Genomic DNA, 19812 nt, shown 5'->3' on the forward strand with positions numbered 1-19812 from the left:
CGTGTAGCAGCCCCCCCCCCGCTCCCCCCCACCCCGCCCCCCTCATCTCCCGCACCACAGCACATCGCATCCCACCGCACCAGGAGCACCCCACGATGCGTACACGACGCCACGCCCTCCCCGTCCGCACCGGACTCGGCATCCTGTTCCTGTTCCTCGCCCAGGCCGTGGCGCTGCCCACGGCCGCCCACGCCCACGGCGACACCGTCAAGGTCGTGGTCACCGGGCAGCGCGAAGGCCACGTCACCACCGAGATCACCTGGGAGAACGACGGGGACGCCATCGAGGAGGCGGTCGCCGCCACGGTGAACTCGGCCAGCCCCGACGGGTCCCGCACGATGGGGCCCTGGCGGCTGGTCCGCGACGCCGGCACCCGCACCGGCTGGAGCACCGCCGAAGTGCTGCCGCCCGGCACCTGGAAGGTCACCGTCGACGTGGGGTTCCCCTCCCTCGGGCACGGCGAGAAGGAGATCGCCGTTCCGGTCGTCGACCCGGCGCCGTCGGCCGCGACCCCGAGCGCGGCCGCACCGGGCGGCCCGTCCGCCGCGTCGGACGCGGCCGCGCCCGGCAGCCCGTCCGCCGCCTCGGGCGCACCGGTGTCCGCCGCGTCGCCGTCGGCCGCCGGCAGCGCCTCCGCGGCTCCGGCCGATGAGGGCGACGACACCACCATGTGGTGGACCACGGCGGGTGTGGCCGTGATCGCGCTGGCCGGCGCCGCCGCCGGTGTCCTGCTGCGCCGCGCACGGGCCCGCAGGCGCTGACGTGCCGGGGGCGGGTGGCACGGTGGCCGGAGCGCCCGCCCCGCGACCTGACATCCCAGCGGGCGCGCGTTGACAGTGGAATTCGCCGTGCCGTTCATTCGGTGCATGGACATCACCACCGCCGCCGTGCGCTCCACCACCCGCGTCGTCCGCCCCTTCCACACGTTCGAGGGCGAGGGCTTCCCCGTCCGCCGTCCGTTCCCGCAGCCGGAACTGCCGCTGGTCGACCCGTTCCTGATGGTCGACCAGGTCGGCCCGCACGTCCTGGGTCCGGGCGAGGCCAAGGGTGCGCCGCCGCACCCGCACCGCGGGTTCGAGACCATCCAGTACGTCATCGAGGGCGCGATGGAGGACATCGACTCCGAGGGGCACAAGCGCGTCATGAACCCCGGCGAGGTTCAGTGGCTCACCGCCGGGTCGGGGCTCGTCCACCTCGCCCGCCCCACCCCCGAACTGCTCGCCGACGGCGGCCCGCAGCACCTGCTCCAGATCTGGGTCAACCTGCCGGCCCGGCTCAAGGCGACGCCGCCGCGCGTCCAGTACGGCTCCGCCCCGGGCGACATCCCCAGGATCGTCACCGAGGACGGCGGCGCCGAGCTCACCGTGATCACGGGCAGCACGCACGGCGTGCGCGGCCCCTTCGAGACCCACACCCCGGTGCTGGTCGTCCACGCCCGCCTCGCGGCGGGCGGCCGCGCCGAGTTCACGGTCCCGGCCGGACACAATGCCATGCTGTACGTGTTGTCCGGGACCGCCGCCACGCCCGACGCCCCGCTTCCCGACGGCCACCTCGCGATCCTCGGCCGGGACGCGGAGCGGTTCACGGTCGAGGCTCCCGGCGACGCGGCCGAGGTGCTGGTGCTGGCCGGCGAGCCGATCGGCGAACCCGTGGCCCGCAGCGGCCCGTTCGTCATGAACACCGCCGCCGAGATCCGCCAGGCCCAGGTGGACTACCAGCGCGGCCTGATGGGGCACATCGACATCTGAGCCCGCAGGGCCGCCCCCGGTCGGGGACGGCCCTGCCGCACGGTCCGCGGGTCACGGTCCGCTGTTCACGGTCCGCGGCTCAGGGTCCGCTGTTCACGGGCTGCGCCTCACGGCCGGCGGCACTGACCGGAGACCGGGCCCTCCACCGTATTGCCGCTCTGCCGCGGCGCCGGGGTGTTGGCGTCGCAGCTCAGCGGGCCGACGACCGTGGTGGACGCGATCTCGACGCCCCCGGTGTTGCCGTTCAGGCCCACCGGGCCGCGGACCGTGTTGCCCGGGCAGCCGGTGGCCGGGTCGTCCGATCCGATCAGCACGGAGCCGCTGGTCCGGGCGAAGGTGACGGGGCCGGTGAGCTGCGATCCGCAGACGGCGAGGGCGAGCGCGCCGTCGGCGGAGACGGGGCCGGTGATCGCGGCCCCGCTCACGGCCAGTGCCCCGCCCGGGCGGACGGTCAGCGGGCCGCTCTGGCTGCCGCCGGCCCCGATGCAGAGCGACTCCCCGGCGGCCACGGTCAGCGGGCCGCGGTGGGCCGTCGTGAGGCACGGGCGGCTGAAGCCGACGGTGACGTCGGTGGCTTCCGCCGTGGCGCTCGGCACGAACGCCGGGTCACCGCTGTACGCGGCGCTGATCCGGTGTGCGCCGGGGCGCAGGGACGCGGCCTTGAACTCGGCGCGGCCGCCGGTCAGCGGGACCGTCGCCAGCTGCTGCGGCCCGTCGGAGAAGGTGACCGTGCCGCCCGGGGTTCCCGCGGCGGGATTCGCCGTGGCCACGGACGCGGTGAGGGTGACCGTACGTCCGAAGAGCGGGGCGGCCGTGTCCGCGGTGAGCGAGAGCGTCGTCCCGTACCGGAAGGACACCACCGCCCGGCCGTTGCCGCGGTTCACCCCCTGGAGGAGGGAGACACCGGTCGCGGAGGGCGCCGCGAAGCTGCTGCCCCCGCCGCCGCCGGCGCCGTACAGGTTGCCGATCCTCCCGCCGCCCGATCCGCCGCCCCCGGCGAAGTAGCCGCCGCCGCCTCCGCCGCCGCCGTTGCCGCCCTGGCCGCCGTTGCCGCCGGGGCCACCGCTGCCGGGGTTGGGCAGGCCGGTGTTGGGGTCGATGTCGCCGCCGGCGATGCCCGGGCCGCCCTGCGCGGAGTTGGGGCTGCCGGAGCCGTGGGCGCTCTGGGTGCCGCCGCCGCCCGCGACGCCGGAGCCCGCGGGGCCGCCGCCCTGGCCGCCGCTTTCCGCCACGGGTCCGCCGCCGTTGCCGCCGTGCAGCAGCGGGCCGCCGTTGCCGGCGCCCCCGCCGCCGCCCGCGACCAGGATCCGGTCGGCCGGGCCGAAGGCGCCGGCCCGTACGTCGGAACCGCCGCCGCCGGAGCCGCCACCGCCGTGCGCGCCGCCGCCGCCGGCTCCGTGGCCGGTGCCGCCGGGCCGGGCGTACTCGCCGTGCCGGGAGGTGCCCGAGCTGCCGGCCGCGCCCAGCGTGATCTGGATGCTCTGCCCGGGGCTCACGGCGAGGGTGGCGCGGGTCTCGCCGCCGAGTCCGCCGGGGGATCCCTCGCCCGGAGGGCTCGGTTCGACGAATCCGGCCGCGCTGCCGCCCTCGGCTCCGAACAGGTCGACGCCGATCGCGCCGACCCCGTCCGGCACGGTGAACGTGTCGGTCCCGACGGTGGCGTACGTACAGGTGGGCGGGGAGGCGGCGAAGACGCCGCCGGCGCCGCAGGGCGGGTCGGCGGCCACCGGGTCCGCGGCGGCGGCGAAGGGTACGAGGACGGCGGCGAGCAGGCCGGTCGCGCCGAGCACGACCGCTGTCTTCGCTGCCGATGTGCGGGTACCCGCGGTGGTGCGCGCGGTGGAACGTGGGGTCACACGGCGGTTCATGGGAAGTGACGCTGCCTCTCCGGTCCCCTCGCGGGCGACCGAGGTGGGTAGGGGTGACCGGCCTTCGCGCCGGACGGACTCCGGGCGGACCGCCCGGCGCCGGGCGCCGGACGGTCGATCGGTCGGTCGGTCGGTCGGTCAGAGGGTGTGTCAGACGCCGTCGTTGGCGCAGAGGGCCCAGACGTCGGACGTCGTGCCGGGCGAACTGGTGCCCCCGGTGTGGGTGGAGGCCGTCCAGTACGAGGCGGTGGTGGTCCCGTCACCGACCGGGGTGCCGCCGGAGTCGCTGGGGTAGCTGCCGTTCAGGTGGTCGCCGACGGAACCCGGTCCGGTGAAGTTGGTGGTCGTCACGTTGCCGCCGCTGATGGCGGCGCCCCCGCTGACCAGCTTGCCGTCGTTCTGGCCGCAGCCGATCGTCGCCGTCTGCCCGGCAGTCGCCGAGGTCGGGCCGCTCACCTCGCTGAAGCGCACCTTCACGGTGGTGCCGCTGATGTCGATGTTGTTGCCGCTGCAGAGGGCGTACGCGTACGTCGTGTTGCCGCTGTCGCCCCCGCCTCCGTTCCATCCGACCGCGGCCCAGGAGTCGGGGTTGGTCTCACCGTCGGCCGCCGCCTTCTGGCCGAAGGCATGTCCGGAGTCGTTGGAGGTCGGGTAGCTCGCGATCGGCTTCAGGCTGCCGACGCCGGCCGGGGTGCTGCGGGCGCCGCCGCCGAGCAGTCGCGTGTTGGCGGGGCAGGTCGCGACGACCAGGCCCACCGTCCCGCTGCCGGCGGGTCCGGCGACCTTGTTCATGACGACCTGGGTGTGGTTGATCAGGTTGCTCGTGAAGCACATCGCGTACGGGGTGCTGGAGAACGAGGCGTTGACCGCTCCGCCGCTGCCGCCGATGCCCAGCCAGTGGGTCACGTCGGTGCCGACGACCCCGGTCGAACCGGTGTACTCGGTGCTGCCGTCGGGGCTCGGCGAAGTGCCGTTGACGTGGTTGCCGTTCGAGGTCGTGCCGGTGCCGATGGCCTGGTTGATCCCGCCTCCGGAGATCAGGCCGCTGCTGCAGTCCCCGTGGGTGGAGATCTCGGAGAAGGTCGTCCCGGGTCCGGAGGTGGCCCCGGGGGTCTTCGCGGTGACGCTCACGGTGTTGGCGTACGCGGTGCCCGGCAGGGCCAGGGCCAGTACGGCCCCCATGACCAGTGCCCTGCCTGCGACATGACGTCGCAGAAGTCCCGTGTTCACGTGTGTTCTCCCCATCTGGATAGGCGACGAAGGCGGCATGGCACGGCGTCCGGCCGCTGAGAACCGGAGGTCACGGGCGTGCTGGTTTCCACGACGGATGCGCCCCGGGGTGACGGGGGCGCCGACGTCGTCGGTGCGGAAGTGCCACGGCATCACAACTGCTGCCTGCTTCGCGGATGTACGCCGCTCAGGGGCAGATCAGGGGTGCGGATCGGCCATATCGCCACCCTCGTCTCGGAGTCGCGCATGCGGACTCTAACAGGGTTCCAGCCCCGCATCTACGGGGATGACCGCCTCGCTGGACTGGCAGATGCGGAATCACGAGGTTCGCGTCCCGGCCGCTGGGACGTCGCGATCGGGGCGGCCCGCGATGTGACTTTCCGGTAGCCCCGCGGGCAGGCGGCGGCCTCCGGCGCACGGCCTGGCGGCCCGCGCAGGTCACGGCCGTGCGGCGGCCCCGCGGCCGGAACCGGAATGCCACGCCGGTCCGTCCGGGCCGGAGCGGGCCGGGCCGGCACGGACGGGAACGGGCCGGCACCGGGGCGTGGAAATCACGGTGCGCCGGCCCGCCCCTCCTGCCTGGGCTGCCGGGATGAGCACCCGCACCTTCCGGATCACCGTCCGCGGCTCCTTCGACGCCCTCACCGCCGACCAGCGGGCCGGGCTGCTCGCCGCCGCGCCGGAACACGACATCCTGCACGCCGTCTTCACCACCGAGGGCCACCTCACGTACGACGTCACCCCCGGGCCGTTCTTCACCTTCCGCTTCCTCGACTCGGGCGAGACCGAGGAGGACGTCCTCGACGCGACGGCCCGCGCCGGGCATGACCCCGGGGGTAATGGACCCGGCGGACGGCGCGGGGCGAGGATGGCGGCACAGCGCACAGCCACTCCCTGAAGGGACCACCGCGATGCCGTACTTCGAGAGCAGCACCGACGGAACCCGTCTCCACTTCGTGGACTACGGGCCGGCGGACGGGCCCGTCCTCGTCTTCGTCCACAGCGCGTACTTCGGTACGGAGATGTGGGAGTACCAGATGCTGCCGCTGGCGGCCGAGGGCTTCCGCTGCGTGGGCTTCGACCGCCGCGGGCACGGCAGGTCCGACGACGTCTGGGGCGGCTTCGACCTCGACACCCTCGCCGGGGACCTGGGCGCCCTGCTCGACCACCTGGACCTGCGGGACGTCACCCTGGTCGGCCACTCGATCGGCGCGGCCGAGGCGGTCCGGCACCTGACCCTGCGCGGCACCGGGCGGGTGGCGCGGCTCGCCCTCGTCGCGGGGATGGCGCCCGGACCGGCCCGTTCGGCGGACCACCCCGAGGGGCTGGCCCCGGAGGTGGTGGATGCGGTCAACGCGGCCTTCCGCGACGACCGGGCCCGGTTCTTCGCCGAGGGCGCCGAGGCGTTCTTCGCCCGCCACCTGCCGGGACCGCAGGTCTCGGACGCGTACGTGGCGTACATGGTGGGGCGCTGTCACGGGGCGACGGCGCGGGCGGGCGCGGCACTGGGCGAGGTGGTGGCCGGGCTGAACCAGGTGCCGGAACTGGTGAAGATCGACTGCCCCGTGCTGGTCGTCCACGGATCGCACGACGTCTCCGCCCCGCTGGAGCTGACCGGCCGCCGCGCGGCCGATCTGGTCCCGGGTGCGCGCCTGCACGTGTACGAGTACGCCGGGCACGGGCTGTTCGCGACGCACGCCGACCGCCTCAACGAGGACCTGCGCGCCTTCGCCCGGGCCTGAGGCCGTCCGGCTCACGCGGCCCGAGCCGGGCGTCGTCGGCTACGCCTTGACCCCGGGGAAGCCGTAGTTGTACACGGCTGACACCTCGGGGCGGTCGCCCACGGACTCCCAGCCCAGCCCCTGCGCGACGGGCATCATCTTCTCGGCGAACACGTTCATGTGGAGCTCGCTCTCCCAGAGGTCGTAGATGTGCAGACCTTCCGGGGTGGCGACGCAGACGTGGGACAGGCAGCCCTCGAACACCCCGGGGATCTCCAGGAGCTTCGCGTGGAGGGCGTCGTACTGGTCCGCCGTGATGCCGGGGACGGTGGCGTGCATCAGGATCGCCATGGCAGCTCACTCCTCGCGTGTCCTCGGGTGTCCTCGCGTGCCGGGACGGGTTCCCCGCCGCCGGGCGGCGGCATCTCCTCACGGACAGGAGAGCACGCAAACGAAGGGACGGCATCCGCGAACGGTGCCGTCCCTTCGCAGGGCCAGGTCGGAGCAGGCGCGGGGCCCGGTCAGGCGGTCCGGGCCGGCTCCGGCTCCGTCACCTTCGCGGCGTCGGCGGCGGGCACGCCCGCCTCGACGGTGCGCGGTCCGTGCGCTCCGCGCAGGCCGACCCAGCTGATCACCGCGACCAGGGCGAAGGCGGCGGCCCCGATCCAGAAGGTGAGGGTGAACCCGGACTCGGCGGGCAGGGCCGGGACGCCGGCCGGCAGGTGCTCGATGGTCTTCGACGCCAGGATCGTGGTGACGATGGCGCTGCCGATCGCGCTGCCGGTGGAGCGGGAGATCGAGTTGATGCCGTTGGCGATGCCGCTCTGGTGGTGCGGGACGCTCGCCATGATGACGGCCGGCATGGCCGCGTAGCCGAAGCTGACGGCCGCGCCGACGATCAGGCCGGCGCCGATCACCGAGAAGCTGTGGCCGTGGTCGAGCGCGAGCCAGCCGAAGCCGATGGCGCCGAGGGCGGCGGCGAGGCCGAGGGCCACGCGCGGGCCGCGGTGACGGACCAGCTGGCCGCCGACGGGCGAGGCGAGCAGCGAGACGATCGCGCCGGGCAGCAGGAACTGCACGGAGGCGCGCAGGATGGAGGCGTCGAACCCGTAGCCGGTGAGCTTCTCCGGCATCTGGACGAGGTACGAGACGCCGAGGAAGTTCGCGAACATGCCGAAGCCGACGAGGATGCCGGCGAGGTTGGCCATGAGGACCGGGCGGTGGACGAACATCCGCATGTCCACGAGCGGCTCGCTGACCTTGAGCTCGGTGAAGACCCAGACGGCGGTCATGACGGCGGCGCCGGCGAAGCTGCCCAGCGTGCGGCCGGAGGTCCAGCCCCACTCGTGGCCCTGCGAGATGGGCAGCAGGAGCAGCAGGAGGGTGATGCCGAGCGTCAGCGCGCCGAGGAAGTCGGTGCGGCCGCCGGTCTTGTGCCGGGTGGCGGGGACCAGGAAGGCGACGGCGAGCAGGGCGAGGGCGGCGAAGCCGGTCGCCATCCAGAAGGCGTTGCGGTAGTCGGCGTCGGAGCCGGACGTGAGCAGGCCGGTGGCGACGAGCGCCAGGCCACTGCCGAATGCGAGGGTACCGCTGACCAGGGCCATCGCGCCGGGGAGCTTCTGCGGGCGGACTTCCTCGCGCAGCACCGAGAGGGCGAGCGGGAAGATCGCGGTGGCGGCGCCCTGGAGGACGCGGCCCAGGATCAGCAGCGGCAGCGAGGTCGCGAGCGCGGCGATGACGGAACCGGCGACCATGACGCCGAGGACGGCCACCAGCGTGGGCTTCTTGCCGTGCTGGTCGCCGAAGCGGCCGAGCAGCGGGGTGAAGACGGCGGCGGACAGCAGCGTGGCGGTGGTCACCCAGCTCACGTTGGCGGTCGAGGTGCCCAGGTCGGTGCGGATGAGGCCCAGGATCGGGACCGGCAGGGTCTGCATCATCGACACGACCATGGCGGCAAGGCTCAGGGCGAAGACGATGACCGTCTCGTTCCTGTTCTTGGCCTCGGCGGGGGTGGGGGCGGCGGTGCTCATGTCTGGCAGGACCTTCTTAGTGCTTCAGATCGCAGATGTTTGATGTCATGAAGTAACTCCGTAGACGGTAGACGTCAATAGTTAAAGAGGTCAAGTAAACAATTGATAATGTCAACCATCCTGAGTAGGCTTCCGGCATGAGCGCCACCACCCCCCACACCCCCACCAAGCTCGAGCTGCTGGAGCTGCTCGCCGCCATCGGAACCGCGCAGTGGCGCGATTTCGCGGCCGCGGCGGCCCACTACGGCCTGACCTCGACCCAGGCCCGGGTCCTCGCCCAGCTCAACGGCCCGCTCCCGATGCGCGGCCTCGCCACCCTCCTGGTGTGTGACGCATCGAACGTCACCGGGATCGTGGACCGGCTGGAAGCCCGTGAGCTCGTACGGCGCGAGCCGGACCCCGCCGACCGCCGCGTCAAGAACGTCGTCGCGACCGACGCCGGCCGGGAGATCATCCGGCGTGTGCGCGCGGAGATGCAGGCGACGCACGGCGCGCTCGACACCCTCGACGCGACGGAGAGCGCCACGCTCTACGCCCTGCTGGAGCGGCTGCGGCCGACCATGGAGAAGGACGCCTGAGCCGGCGCGCGCCCGCGGCGGCCCTCAGACCGCGCGCAGCGCCGCGGCCGCCCGCTCCGGCGCGATGTCGTTGATGAACTGCCCCATCCCGGACTCGGTGCCGGCCGGGTACTTCAGCTTGTCCGCGGCCCGCCGGGTGGTGAACAGCTCCAGGTGCAGGGCGTACAGCTGCCGGCCGGTGCGTGCGGGGGCCTGGTGCCAGGCCGAGATGTACGGGGCCGGCGTGGGGAACAGCCGGTCGAAGCGGCCGAGCAGCTCCGGGTGGAGGACGGCCAGCTCGGCCCGTTCCGGCTCCGTCAGGGCGGCCAGGTCGGGGACGCGCCGGTGCGGGTAGAGGTGCACCTCGTACGGCCAGCGCGCGGCCTCCGGGACGAACGCGCTCCAGTGGTCCCCTCTGAGCACCACCCTGCGGCCGTCGGCCAGGGCCTCGTCGCGGACCTCGTCGAAGAGGTTGCGGCCGGTGGCCCGGTGGTGGCGCGCGACGGTGTCGAGCATGCGCCGGGTGCGCGGGGTGAGGACCGGCAGCGCGTACACCTGGCCGTGCGGATGGGTGAGCGTGACGCCGATCTCGCGGCCCCGGTTCTCGAAGCAGTACACCTGCTCCACGCCCGGGAGCCCGGCGAGCTCGGCGGTGCGGTCGGCCAGGGCGGCGAGCACCGTACGGACCCGGGCCGGGCCGAGGCCGGCGTACGAGGCGTCGTGGTCCGAGCTGAAGCAGACCACCTCGCAGCGGCCCCCGCCGGGTCCGGACAGGGCGGGGAACCGGTTCTCGAAGACGGCGACCTGGTAGTCGGGGGCCGGGATCTCCGTGGACCGGCCCGGGGCCGACGGGCACAGCGGGCACTGGTCCGCGGGCGGCAGGTGGGTGCGGCCCTGGCGGTGCGAGGCGATCACCACCCACTCGTCGAGCAGCCGGTCGTGGCGCCGCTCGGAGCGCATCGCGATGGGCGGCAGGCCGCGGGGGTCGGGGCTGGCCCGCACCGCCTCCGGGGCGCCGGCCCCGTCGTCGTAGTAGATCAGCTCCCGGCCGTCGGACAGGGCCGTACGGGTCTTCCTCACCGCCGGTGCTCCCGCACCGGAGGTACGGGAGGCGCAGGAGGCACGGGAAGCGGCGGCGCGGGAGGCGCCGGCGGGGCGGGCGGCGCGGCGGCGAGGACTTCGCCGACCCGCTCGGTGACCGCGGCGGCCTCCTCCGCGGGAAGGAAGTCGGTGACCAGTACGTCGACCTCCTCCAGGGAGGCGAACGTGGTGAGCCCCACGGTCGACCACTTGGTGTGGTCGGCGAGGAGCGCGGTGCGCCGGGCGGAGCGGAGGAAGGCCCGGTTGGTCTCCGCCTCGCCGAGGTTCGGCGTGGTCAGCCCGGTGGTGGCGCCCAGGCCGTGGCAGCCGAGGAAGAGCAGGTCGACGTGGAGAGAGCGGATGGCCTGGTCGGCGACGGGTCCGACGAGCGCGTCGGAGGGGGTGCGGATGCCGCCCGTGAGGATGACCGTCGTGGTGCTCGCGGTGCTCGCGGTCCGGCGCGCGGCCTCGAAGACCTCGGCGGTGCGGACCGAGTTGGTGACCACGGTGAGTCCGGGGACCTCGGTGAGCTCGCAGGCCAGGGCGTGGGTGGTGGTCCCGGCGGACAGGGCGATGGCCGAGCCCGGTGCGACGAGGGCGGCCGCCGCCCTGGCGATGGCCTGCTTCGCGGCCGTCTCCCATTCCGACTTGGCCTCGAACCCGGGCTCGTGGCTGCTGGCCTCGTCGCCGAGGACCGCGCCGCCGTGCACCTTGCGGAGCAGGCCCTCGCGGTCGAGGACGTCCAGGTCCCGGCGGACGGTCATGTCGGAGACGTTCAGGGAGCGGGTCAGCTCGTTCACCCGCACCCCGCCGCGCCGGCGGACCTCTTCGAGGATCAGGGCGCGGCGCTGATGGGCCAGCAGGCTGCCGGGATCGGCCATGCGGAGGTTCCTCTCCTGGGGCACCGGCGTCCCCGGTCGACAGAAGCATCCTGACGGACCGAACAGAAGTCAACAGAGCCCGGTAAAGCCGCAGTTGGGCGCCTCGACCCTGGGGACAGGCGGCGGATTGGCGCAGTCCACTACCTTGACATGTCCCTGCGGTTGCCGTGTGATGTGGGCGCTCCCGTTGGAGTCCGTTCGTTTCTGAGGACTTCTGCGGGAACCGACGTACCGTCAGGACGCTTTTCCGCACACGCTCTCCCGGAACCCCGGGCCCCACTCCCCCAGGAGCCGTCTGTGCACACGTTACGAAGCGCCGTCGGGCGCCGTCTGGCGGCGGTCCTCACGGCCCTGCCGTTACTGGCCCCGGCCGCAGGGGCCGCCACGCTGGCCGGTACCGCGGTGATCGCGGGCGCCGGTCCCGCCGCAGCCGTCGCCGACGGCCAGGCACTGACCCCGCCGATGGGCTTCAACAACTGGAACTCCACCCACTGCCGGGCCGAGTTCAACGAGGCGATGGTCAAGGGCATCGCCGACCTCTTCGTCGCCAAGGGCCTCAAGGCCGCCGGCTACCAGTACGTCAACCTCGACGACTGCTGGGCCCTGCCGAACCGCGACGCCTCGGGCAACCTGGTCCCCGACCCCGTCCGCTTCCCCGGCGGGATCAAGGCCCTCGCCGACTACGTGCACGCCAAGGGCCTGAAGTTCGGGATCTACACCAGCGCCGGCACCAGGACCTGCGACACCGCGGGCTTCCCCGGCGGTCTCGGCCACGAGCAGCAGGACGCCGCCCTGTTCGCCTCGTTCGGCGTCGACTACCTCAAGTACGACAACTGCAACAACCAGGGCGTGGACGCGAAGAAACGGTACGCCGACATGGCCGCCGCGCTGAAGAGGACGGGCCGTCCCATCGTCTTCTCGCTGTGCGAGTGGGGCGAGAACCAGCCCTGGACCTGGGCTTCCGGCGTCGGCCACCTGTGGCGCACCACGGGGGACATCGGCGACAGCTGGTCCTCGATGATCTCCATCGCGCACCGCAACCAGCCGCTCGCCCCGTACGCGGGCCCCGGCCAGTGGAACGACCCCGACATGCTGGAGGTCGGCAACGGCGGAATGACCGCCACCGAGTACCGCACCCACTTCACCCTCTGGTCGATGATGTCGGCGCCGCTGCTGATCGGCAGCGACCTGCGCAAGGCGACGGCCGAGACCTTCGACATCCTCTCCGACCCCGACGTGATCGCCCTGGACCAGGACGCCCTCGGCAAACAGGGCACGGTGGTCTCCAGCGCGGGCGGCCTGGTGGTGATGGCCAAGGAACTCGCCAACGGCGACCGGGCCCTGTCCCTGACCAACGAGACGGGCTCCACCGCCACGATCTCCGCCAGGACCGACGCCCTCGGCATCGGCAACCGCGGCCCCTACGCCCTCAGGGAACTGTGGACCAAGGCCGCCTCGACCAACACCAGCGGCACCGTCAGCGCCTCGGTCGCCCCGCACGCCACCGTCGTCTACCGGATCACCCCGGGGCCGGCGCCGCTCCCGCCGGCCGGCACCTCCCACCTGTCCGACCTGCCCTGGACCGGGGTGAGCAGCGGCTGGGGCCCGGTGGAGAAGGACCGCAGCAACGGGGAGCAGGCGGCCGGCGACGGCAGGACGCTCACCGTGGGCGGAGCCACGTACGCCAAGGGCCTGGGCGTGCACGCGCCCAGCACCGTGACCTACCACCTCGGCGGCAGGTGCAGCGCACTGACGGTGGACGTCGGAGTAGACGACGAGAGCGCCTTCACCGGTGCGGTCGCCTTCCAGATCTACCGGGACACCACCAAGGTCGCCGACAGCGGAGTCGTCACCACGGCCGACGCGGCCAGAAAACTCACCGCCGATCTGACCGGCGGCCAGACGCTGCGGCTCGTCGTCACCGACGGCGGCAACGGGATCGACTACGACCACGCGGACTGGGCGGCACCCCGGCTCACCTGCGCCTGACCCATCCGTCCCGATGAGGGAGCACGCGTACATGTCCATGAACCGGTACCACCGCGCCGCCGCCTCGGCCGGTGCCCTCGCGCTGGCGCTCGCCCTGGCGGCCTGCTCCTCCGGCAGGTCCCCCTCCGCCCCGGGCGCGGGAGGCGGGACGGGCACCGGCCCGAAGGCCGGCGGCCCCCTGGCCATCGCCTACCTGCAGAAGCAGGGCGACCAGGAGTACTTCGTCTCCGAAGCCGCCGGCGCCAGGAAGAAGGCCGACGAACTGGGCGTCAAGCTCACCGTCGTCAACCTCGGCAACGACGCCTCGAAGACCATCACCGAAGTCAAGTCGGCGATCGCGCAGAAGAACTCCGGCATCATCATCGTCGTGCCGGAGTCCGCGGTCGGCCCCCAGGTCGCCGCCGAGGCGAAGAAGGCGGGGATCCCGCTGCTCACCTCCGACGACCAGGTGTGCGTCAGCGGACCCAGGCCCGCGGCGTGCGACAAGGCCGCTCTGGTGGCGCGCGTGGGCTTCTCGGGGGTCCAGATGGGCGGCGAGGTCGGCAAGCGGGCCGCGGCCGAGTTCACCAAGGCGGGCTGGAGCCCGGCGGACACCCGGATCGTCTACGCGTGGAAGCAGGACACCACCGTCTGCACCGACCGGATCAACGGGGCCAAGGCCGCGTGGAAGGCGGCCGGCGCCCCCGAGGTCCAGGCGATCGAGCTCGGCACGGACAACACCCCGGCCGGCGCACAGGCCAAGGTCGAGGCGACGGTGACGGCGAACCAGGGCGTCCGGCACTGGGTGGTCATGGGTTGCAACGACGAGAACGTATCCGGCGGGGTCAGGGGCCTGAACAACACGGGCGTCAAGGGCCAGGACATCGTCGGCGTCGGCCTCGGGGCCTATCTGGCCTGCAAGGACTGGCAGGCGGGCGCCGACAACGGGATGAAGGCGGCGCTCTACATCCCCGGCGACGAGGTCGGGAAACTGGCCGTCCAGGCGATGTACGACAAACTCAGGAACGGTACGGAGTTCGCCCCCGAGGCCTTCGCCCCGACCAGGATGGTCGACGCGGGCAACTGGCGGGATGCCGGATTCGGCTGCAAGTGATGGCGTCCGGACTGCGCGTGGACCGTCTCGCCAAGAGCTTCGCCGGGGTCCCGGCCCTGCGCGACGTCACCCTGGACTTCCCGGCCGGTTCCGTCACCGCGCTGATGGGCGAGAACGGCGCCGGGAAGTCCACCCTGCTGAAGATCGTCTGCGGTGACCGGCCGGCCGATTCCGGGACGGTCCACGTCGACGGCGCCCGGGTGCGGCTCCGCACGCCGGCGGACGCCCGGGCGGCCGGCATCCGGCTCATCCCCCAGGAACCGGAGATCGTCCCGCACCTCACGGTCGCCGAGAACGTCTACCTCGGCTCGCTGCCCACCCGGGGCGTCCGGCGCTTCGACCGGGCGGCGCTGCGCCGCCGGCTCCGGGAGGACCTGGACCGGATCGGCTTCGGACACGTCCTCGACGCGGACACCCCCGGCATCCGGCTCACCCCGGCCCAGCGCCAACTGGTGGAGATCCTGCGGGCGCTGACCGGGGAGGCGAAGGTGGTGGCCTTCGACGAACCCACCTCCTCCCTCTCCGAGCACGAGGTGGAGGCCCTGTTCGCGCTGATCCGCGGACTGCGCGACCGGGGGCTCGCGGTCGTCTACGTCTCCCACCGCATGCAGGAGATCTTCCGGCTGGCCGACCGGGTGGCCGTCCTGCGCGACGGGGCGCTGGTCGGTGTCCGGGACGCCGCCGCCGCGGACGAGGGCGACATCGTACGGATGATGGTGGGCCGGGACCTGTCCGCCGTGTTCGCCCGCCCGCACGTGGCCCGCGACCGCGTCGTCCTGGACGTCCGCGGTCTCACCACCGACGACGTGCGCGGCATCAGCCTCCAGGTCAGGGAGGGGGAGGTGGTGGCCCTGGCCGGGCTGGTCGGCGCCGGGCGCTCCGAACTCGCCCGGGCGCTGATCGGAGACCTCCCGCTGCGCGGCGGAACGGTCTCGGTACTGGGCGGGGAACTGCGGCTGCGCCGGCCCTCCGACGCGATCCGCGCGGGCATCGGCCTCGCCCCCGAGGAGCGCAAGGCGCAGGCGCTGTTCCTCGACCGGTCGGTCCGCGACAACATCGCGCTGGCCGTGCTGGACCGGCTGAGCCGCCTGCGCTTCGTGCGCCGGGCGGCCGAGAGGGAACTCGCCCGCGAGTACACCGGCCGGCTGCGCGTGCGGACCCCTTCGGTGGAACGGGAGGTGCGCACGCTGTCGGGCGGCAACCAGCAGAAGGTGGTGCTCGCCCGCTGGCTGGCCCGCAGGCCCAAGGTGCTGATCCTCGACGAGCCGACCCGCGGCATCGACGTCGGCGCGAAGGCCGAGATCTACCGGATCATCGCGGACCTCGCGCGGGACGGGGTCGCGCTGCTGGTCATCTCCTCCGAACTGCCGGAGGTGCTGGGGCTGGCCGACCGGGTGCTGGTGATGCAGGGCGGCCGGATCACGGGCGAGCTGGACCGCGCCGGGGCCACCGAGGAGGCCGTCCTCGCCCTGGCGATGGCGCAGGACCTGACCACGACGGCGACGGGCGACGGAGGATCCCAGTGAACGCGAACCAGGCCGACCCGGTGACCCCGCAGACGGCGGCGACGACAGCGACGGCGGGGACCGGGACGACGGCGACGGCCGCCGCCGGGCAGGACAAGCCGGCGGCGGAGCCCGGGCAGCGGGCCGGGCGGCGGCTCGGGGTGGTCCTGCGCTCCGTCGGCGGTCAGAACCTCAGCCTGACCGGCGCCCTGGTGCTGGTGCTGGCCCTCTTCGGCTGGCTCAACCCCGCCTACCTGACCTGGGCCAACATCAAGGTCATCGGCGATGCGGTGACCATCTCCGGGCTGCTCGCCCTCGTCCAGACCGTGGTGATCATCTGCGGTGCGCTGGACATCTCCGTCGGCTCCCAGGTCGGCGTGTCATCGGTCGTCTCCGCCATGGTGTTCACCTCCACCGGCGGGAACGCCCTGTTCGGCATCGCCGCCGCGCTCGGTGCGGGCCTGCTCGCCGGACTCCTCAACGGAGCGGTGATCGTCTTCGGCCGGGTCAACCCGGTCATCGCGACACTGGCCACCCTCGCCGCGTACAAGGGGGTCGCGCAGCTGCTGTCCAAGGGCGCGGCCCAGGGGTACGTCAGCAACGACGACGTCTTCGTCTTCCTCGCGAACGGTTCGATCGCCGGAATCCCGGTGCTGCTGTGGGTGCTCGCGGTGGTCACCCTCGCCATCCACCTGCTGCTGGGGTCGACCGACATCGGGCGCAACATCTACGCGATCGGCGGCAACGACACGGCCGCGCGGCTGGCCGGCATCGACATAAACAAGTACCTGATCGCCGTCTACGGCCTGGCCGGGGTGGTGGCCGCCGTCGCCGGGGTGCTGCTGACCGCCCGGACCGGGTTCGGTCACCCCGTCTCCGGCAGCGAGGGCCTCGAACTGAAGGCGATCACGGCCGCCGCCCTCGGCGGCTGCCTGCTGGCGGGCGGCAAGGGCGGGGTCGGCGGCACCCTGCTGGCCATCACCCTGCTCGGGGCCCTGGACAACGGCCTGACGGTGCAGGGCGTGAACCCGTTCTGGCAGAACGTCGCCCAGGGCGCGCTGCTCGTGGTGGCCGTGGTGATCCAGAAGCGGCGGGCGCGGGAGCGGGCGGTGGGACTGCCCACCTGAGGTCCCCGCCCGGCGGGTCCGCCCGGCAGGTCCGCCCGGCAGGTCCGCCCGGCGGGCTCGCGTGTGCGGGGGCGGCGCGGTCCTGTCGCCGTCCGCCCTTCAAGCAATGAACTCCCTTGTGCCATAACGCCATTGACGGGTTCAAAGACTTGACGCCCGCGGAACACCGGGAGGACAGTGTCCAGCGGTGCTGCATGAGAGCGCTCTCAAGCAGCCGTCTCCCCCACCTCCCCCCGCACCGCGCCCCCACGGCGCCTCAGAGAGGGCACCCATGCGTCAGACATCCGGCAGAAGCAGCAGGCGCTCGTCCGTCCGGCGGGCCGTCATCGCCGCGTTCGGCACGCTGGCCGTGGCCGCGGCGGCCGCCGCCGTGGTCACGGTGCCCGCGGGCGCCGCCGCTCCCCCCACCCCGGCGGGCTGGTCCCAGGTGTTCCTGGACGACTTCAACGGGCCCGCGGGCTCCGGCGTGAACACCGCCGACTGGCAGTACACCACCGGGACGAGCTACCCCGGCGGCCCCGCCAACTTCGGTACGGGCGAGGTCGAGACGATGACCGCGGACCCCTCGAACGTCTCCCTCGACGGCGCCGGGAACCTCCGGATCACCCCGCTCCGGGACGCCGCCGGACGCTGGACCTCGGGCCGCGTCGAGACGCGCCGCTCCGACTTCCAGCCCCCGGCGGGCGGCAAGCTCCGCACCGAGGCCCGGATCCAGATGCCGAACGTCACCGGCGCCGCGGCGAAGGGCTACTGGCCGGCGTTCTGGATGCTCGGCGCGCCCTTCCGCGGCAACTGGTGGAACTGGCCCGGCATAGGTGAGCTCGACATCATGGAGAACGTCCAGGGCATCAACAACGAGTGGGCCACGATGCACTGCGGCACGAGCCCGGGCGGCCCGTGCAACGAGACGTCCGGCATCGGCGGCCAGCGCGCCTGCTCCGGCACCACCTGCCAGGGCGGGTTCCACACGTACGCGGTGGAGTGGGACCGGTCCACCGCCGTGGAGGAGATGCGCTTCTCCCTGGACGGCGTCGTCTTCCACACGGTGCGGGCGAACCAGGTCGATGCCACCACCTGGGCCGACGCCACGAACCACGGGTACTTCGTCATCCTGAACGTCGCCATGGGCGGCGGCTTCCCGGACGCCTTCGGCGGCGGACCCGACGCGGGCACCCAGCCCGGCCACCCGATGGTCGTCGACTACGTCAGCGTACTGCGGTCGACGGGCGGCACGACCCCGCCGACCACGCCCCCCACGACGCCCCCGACCACTGCGCCGTCCGGCGGCCGCGACGCGTACGGCACCATCGAGGCCGAGTCGTACGACGGCCAGGGCGGGCTGGCCACCGAGACCACCACCGACACGGGCGGCGGCCGGAACCTGAGCACCATCGCGAACGGCGACTGGGCCCTGTACAAGGGCGTCGACTTCGGCTCCGCCGCCGCGCACCAGTTCCTCGGCCGGGTCGCGAGCGGGGCGGCCGGCGGGGTCAGCGGACTCGTCGAGGTCCGCCTGGACAGCCGTACCGGCCCGCCGGCCGGCAGCTTCTCCGTCGCGAACACCGGCGGCTGGCAGAGCTGGCGGACCGTCCCGGCGAACATCAGCGCGGTCACCGGCACGCACGACGTGTACCTGACCTTCACCAGCGGCCAGGGCGCCGACTACGTGAACGTCAACTGGTTCGGCTTCGGCCACTGAGCGGCGCGACCCAGGAGAGCCAGATGACCAGACGCAGCACGCTCCCGCTGACCGGGCCGGCCCTGCTGGCCGCGCTGATCGCCCTGGTGGCGGCCTTGCTCTGGGCTCCGGGCCGGGCCGCCGCCGGCCCCGCCCGGGGCGGGCCGGGCAGCTTCCCGATCACCTTCCGGAACGACACCCGCGGCGCCTACACCGATGCGCAGGTCTTCATCACGGTGCTCGGCCAGGTGACGCCGGGCCAGTGGTCGTACATGAAGCCCGACGGCTCCATGGCCCACATCAGCCACCTCGACGCCGCCGCCCCCGGCCACCTGGTCAAGAACGGGGTGAACTATCCCGACATGTCCTTCACCCTGGCCCGGGTGGGCGGGACGGTGCCCTCCCCGGCATCGATCCGCGGGGGCCGGATCTACGTTTCCCTCGGCTCCCCCGTCTACTTCCCGGTCTCCCCCGACGACCAGGGCTGGGGCGGCCCCGACCTGCGCAATCCCCACGACCCGAACAGCGACGTGTACTTCGACTGGTACGAGTACACGTACGTGAAGGGCGAGGTCGCCTTCGGCGGGAACACCACCCAGGTCGACCAGTTCGGCTTCCCGATGACCTCGCGGCTGCGCCAGACCTCCAGCGGCCACGACACCACGCGGGGCATCACTCGGACCCGCGCCGAGGTCATGCAGCAGTACGCGGCCTCCGTCGGGGCCGCCTTCAAGCCGCTGCAGAACCGCTACCGGATCGTGGCACCGCGCTCCTCGGAGCTGTTCCTCGCGGGCGGCACGCAGCAGGACCACCTCACCGCCGCCATCGACCGGGCCTGGGTGTTCTACACCACCCACCCGTTCACCCTGACCCGGCCGGGCGAGACGTTCTCGGGGCGGGTCTCCGGTGCGACGCTGACCTTCACCAAGAACGGCGCAGGCCCCTTCACCCTGCGCAAGCCCACCTCGCCGGACGTCATGGCCTGCGCGGGGGCGCTGGCGTCGGGCAACGACGCCGAGAAGCAGCTCGGCGCGGAGTTCTGCGCCGCGTTCAACCGGGGGGTCGCCCTCGACACCGGCGCCTGGTCCACGCCGGCCGCGTACTACGGCGGGGCGGCGAAGAACGACTACGCCGGCTTCTTCCACACCGTCGGTCTGAACGGGCGGGCCTACGGCTTCCCCTACGACGACGTGAACGACCAGTCCTCGGTGCAGATCCTCGGCAACGCGGAGCCGCCGACCGGGCTGACCCTCGGCATCGGCTGGTGAGCCGCCCGTGCCTCCGGGAGCGCTCTCAGACTCCCGG

General features: G+C 73.2%; 17 protein-coding genes. 11 read left to right on the forward strand and 6 right to left on the reverse strand.

Translation table 11 applies throughout. The features are described 5' to 3' along the window. Positions 1-95: 95 nt before the first annotated feature. On the forward strand, positions 96-761 hold the full coding sequence (locus ACFXA3_RS09800; RefSeq protein ID WP_385184367.1) for a hypothetical protein: 666 nt from the start codon (positions 96-98) through the stop codon (positions 759-761). Between the two features lie 105 nt (positions 762-866). Next, complete coding sequence (locus tag ACFXA3_RS09805; protein WP_385184370.1) at positions 867-1748, forward strand: pirin family protein; 882 nt, start codon at positions 867-869, stop codon at positions 1746-1748. A 107-nt stretch (positions 1749-1855) separates the two neighbouring features. Here ACFXA3_RS09805 and ACFXA3_RS09810 read toward each other — a convergent pair whose 3' ends face one another. Continuing rightward, complete coding sequence (locus ACFXA3_RS09810; RefSeq protein WP_385184373.1) at positions 1856-3604, reverse strand: Ig-like domain-containing protein; 1749 nt, start codon at positions 3602-3604, stop codon at positions 1856-1858. A 162-nt stretch (positions 3605-3766) separates the two neighbouring features. Further along, on the reverse strand, positions 3767-4846 hold the full coding sequence (locus ACFXA3_RS09815) for a hypothetical protein (protein ID WP_385184375.1): 1080 nt from the start codon (positions 4844-4846) through the stop codon (positions 3767-3769). A gap of 592 nt (positions 4847-5438) precedes the next feature. On the opposite strand from ACFXA3_RS09815, the gene ACFXA3_RS09820 reads away from it, so the two are divergent. After that, on the forward strand, positions 5439-5744 hold the full coding sequence (locus tag ACFXA3_RS09820; protein ID WP_385184377.1) for a DUF6204 family protein: 306 nt from the start codon (positions 5439-5441) through the stop codon (positions 5742-5744). A gap of 13 nt (positions 5745-5757) precedes the next feature. Next, complete coding sequence (locus tag ACFXA3_RS09825; protein ID WP_385184380.1) at positions 5758-6588, forward strand: alpha/beta fold hydrolase; 831 nt, start codon at positions 5758-5760, stop codon at positions 6586-6588. Between the two features lie 39 nt (positions 6589-6627). Here the strand turns inward: ACFXA3_RS09825 and ACFXA3_RS09830 are convergent, their stop codons facing one another. Further along, positions 6628-6918, reverse strand: a complete 291-nt coding sequence (locus ACFXA3_RS09830; RefSeq protein WP_385184383.1) for a hypothetical protein — start codon at positions 6916-6918, stop codon at positions 6628-6630. Positions 6919-7088: 170 nt separating this feature from the next. Beyond that, on the reverse strand, positions 7089-8597 hold the full coding sequence (locus ACFXA3_RS09835; protein ID WP_385184386.1) for an MFS transporter: 1509 nt from the start codon (positions 8595-8597) through the stop codon (positions 7089-7091). 137 nt (positions 8598-8734) lie between these two features. On the opposite strand from ACFXA3_RS09835, the gene ACFXA3_RS09840 reads away from it, so the two are divergent. Beyond that, on the forward strand, positions 8735-9175 hold the full coding sequence (locus ACFXA3_RS09840; RefSeq protein ID WP_385184389.1) for a MarR family winged helix-turn-helix transcriptional regulator: 441 nt from the start codon (positions 8735-8737) through the stop codon (positions 9173-9175). Between the two features lie 24 nt (positions 9176-9199). Here ACFXA3_RS09840 and galT read toward each other — a convergent pair whose 3' ends face one another. Together galT and ACFXA3_RS09850 are read right to left on the reverse strand one after the other, a co-directional pair. After that, positions 9200-10234, reverse strand: a complete 1035-nt coding sequence (gene galT, locus ACFXA3_RS09845; protein WP_385184391.1) for a galactose-1-phosphate uridylyltransferase — start codon at positions 10232-10234, stop codon at positions 9200-9202. Next, positions 10231-11115 (reverse strand): DeoR/GlpR family DNA-binding transcription regulator, encoded by an 885-nt coding sequence (locus tag ACFXA3_RS09850; RefSeq protein WP_385184394.1) that lies wholly within the window; start codon positions 11113-11115, stop codon positions 10231-10233. Before ACFXA3_RS09850 ends, galT begins: the two co-directional genes overlap by 4 nt. Before the next feature lie 462 nt (positions 11116-11577). Here ACFXA3_RS09850 and ACFXA3_RS09855 point away from each other — a divergent pair, with 462 nt between their 5' ends. The 6 genes from ACFXA3_RS09855 (at position 11578) to ACFXA3_RS09880 (ending at position 19775) form a co-directional block, all read left to right on the forward strand. Next, a complete protein-coding gene (locus tag ACFXA3_RS09855; protein WP_385184410.1) occupies positions 11578-13104 on the forward strand; it encodes an NPCBM/NEW2 domain-containing protein in 1527 nt (508 codons plus the stop codon). Between the two features lie 31 nt (positions 13105-13135). Continuing rightward, positions 13136-14197, forward strand: coding sequence for a substrate-binding domain-containing protein (locus tag ACFXA3_RS09860; RefSeq protein ID WP_385184396.1), 1062 nt, complete (start codon positions 13136-13138; stop codon positions 14195-14197). After that, a complete protein-coding gene (locus tag ACFXA3_RS09865) occupies positions 14197-15723 on the forward strand; it encodes a sugar ABC transporter ATP-binding protein (protein ID WP_385184399.1) in 1527 nt (508 codons plus the stop codon). Before ACFXA3_RS09860 ends, ACFXA3_RS09865 begins: the two co-directional genes overlap by 1 nt. Then, the gene (locus ACFXA3_RS09870; protein ID WP_385184402.1) at positions 15720-16829 is read left to right on the forward strand and encodes an ABC transporter permease; all 1110 of its coding nucleotides are present in this window, start codon (positions 15720-15722) and stop codon (positions 16827-16829) included. The genes ACFXA3_RS09865 and ACFXA3_RS09870 overlap by 4 nt, the downstream gene beginning before the upstream one ends. 271 nt (positions 16830-17100) lie before the next feature. Further along, complete coding sequence (locus ACFXA3_RS09875) at positions 17101-18528, forward strand: glycoside hydrolase family 16 protein (protein ID WP_385184405.1); 1428 nt, start codon at positions 17101-17103, stop codon at positions 18526-18528. Positions 18529-18551: 23 nt separating this feature from the next. Then, positions 18552-19775 (forward strand): glycoside hydrolase family 64 protein, encoded by a 1224-nt coding sequence (locus tag ACFXA3_RS09880; protein ID WP_385184408.1) that lies wholly within the window; start codon positions 18552-18554, stop codon positions 19773-19775. Positions 19776-19812 lie beyond the last annotated feature (37 nt).

It is taken from the genome of Streptomyces sp. NPDC059456, assembly GCF_042750055.1.
In the GTDB taxonomy this organism is placed as follows: Bacteria; Actinomycetota; Actinomycetes; order Streptomycetales; family Streptomycetaceae; genus Streptomyces.

Excerpts from the sequence above, each read along its gene's own strand:
- ACFXA3_RS09875 (WP_385184405.1), top strand. The coding sequence starts at position 17,101 with ATGCGTCAGACATCCGGCAGAAGCAGCAGGCGCTCGTCCGTCCGGCGG.
- ACFXA3_RS09825 (WP_385184380.1), top strand. The coding sequence starts at position 5,758 with ATGCCGTACTTCGAGAGCAGCACCGACGGAACCCGTCTCCACTTCGTG.
- ACFXA3_RS09800 (WP_385184367.1), top strand. The coding sequence starts at position 96 with ATGCGTACACGACGCCACGCCCTCCCCGTCCGCACCGGACTCGGCATC.
- ACFXA3_RS09865 (WP_385184399.1), top strand. The coding sequence starts at position 14,197 with ATGGCGTCCGGACTGCGCGTGGACCGTCTCGCCAAGAGCTTCGCCGGG.
- ACFXA3_RS09820 (WP_385184377.1), top strand. The coding sequence starts at position 5,439 with ATGAGCACCCGCACCTTCCGGATCACCGTCCGCGGCTCCTTCGACGCC.
- ACFXA3_RS09850 (WP_385184394.1), bottom strand. The coding sequence starts at position 11,115 with ATGGCCGATCCCGGCAGCCTGCTGGCCCATCAGCGCCGCGCCCTGATC.
- ACFXA3_RS09805 (WP_385184370.1), top strand. The coding sequence starts at position 867 with ATGGACATCACCACCGCCGCCGTGCGCTCCACCACCCGCGTCGTCCGC.
- ACFXA3_RS09880 (WP_385184408.1), top strand. The coding sequence starts at position 18,552 with ATGACCAGACGCAGCACGCTCCCGCTGACCGGGCCGGCCCTGCTGGCC.
- ACFXA3_RS09855 (WP_385184410.1), top strand. The coding sequence starts at position 11,578 with ATGGGCTTCAACAACTGGAACTCCACCCACTGCCGGGCCGAGTTCAAC.
- ACFXA3_RS09840 (WP_385184389.1), top strand. The coding sequence starts at position 8,735 with ATGAGCGCCACCACCCCCCACACCCCCACCAAGCTCGAGCTGCTGGAG.
- ACFXA3_RS09830 (WP_385184383.1), bottom strand. The coding sequence starts at position 6,918 with ATGGCGATCCTGATGCACGCCACCGTCCCCGGCATCACGGCGGACCAG.
- ACFXA3_RS09860 (WP_385184396.1), top strand. The coding sequence starts at position 13,136 with ATGTCCATGAACCGGTACCACCGCGCCGCCGCCTCGGCCGGTGCCCTC.
- ACFXA3_RS09835 (WP_385184386.1), bottom strand. The coding sequence starts at position 8,597 with ATGAGCACCGCCGCCCCCACCCCCGCCGAGGCCAAGAACAGGAACGAG.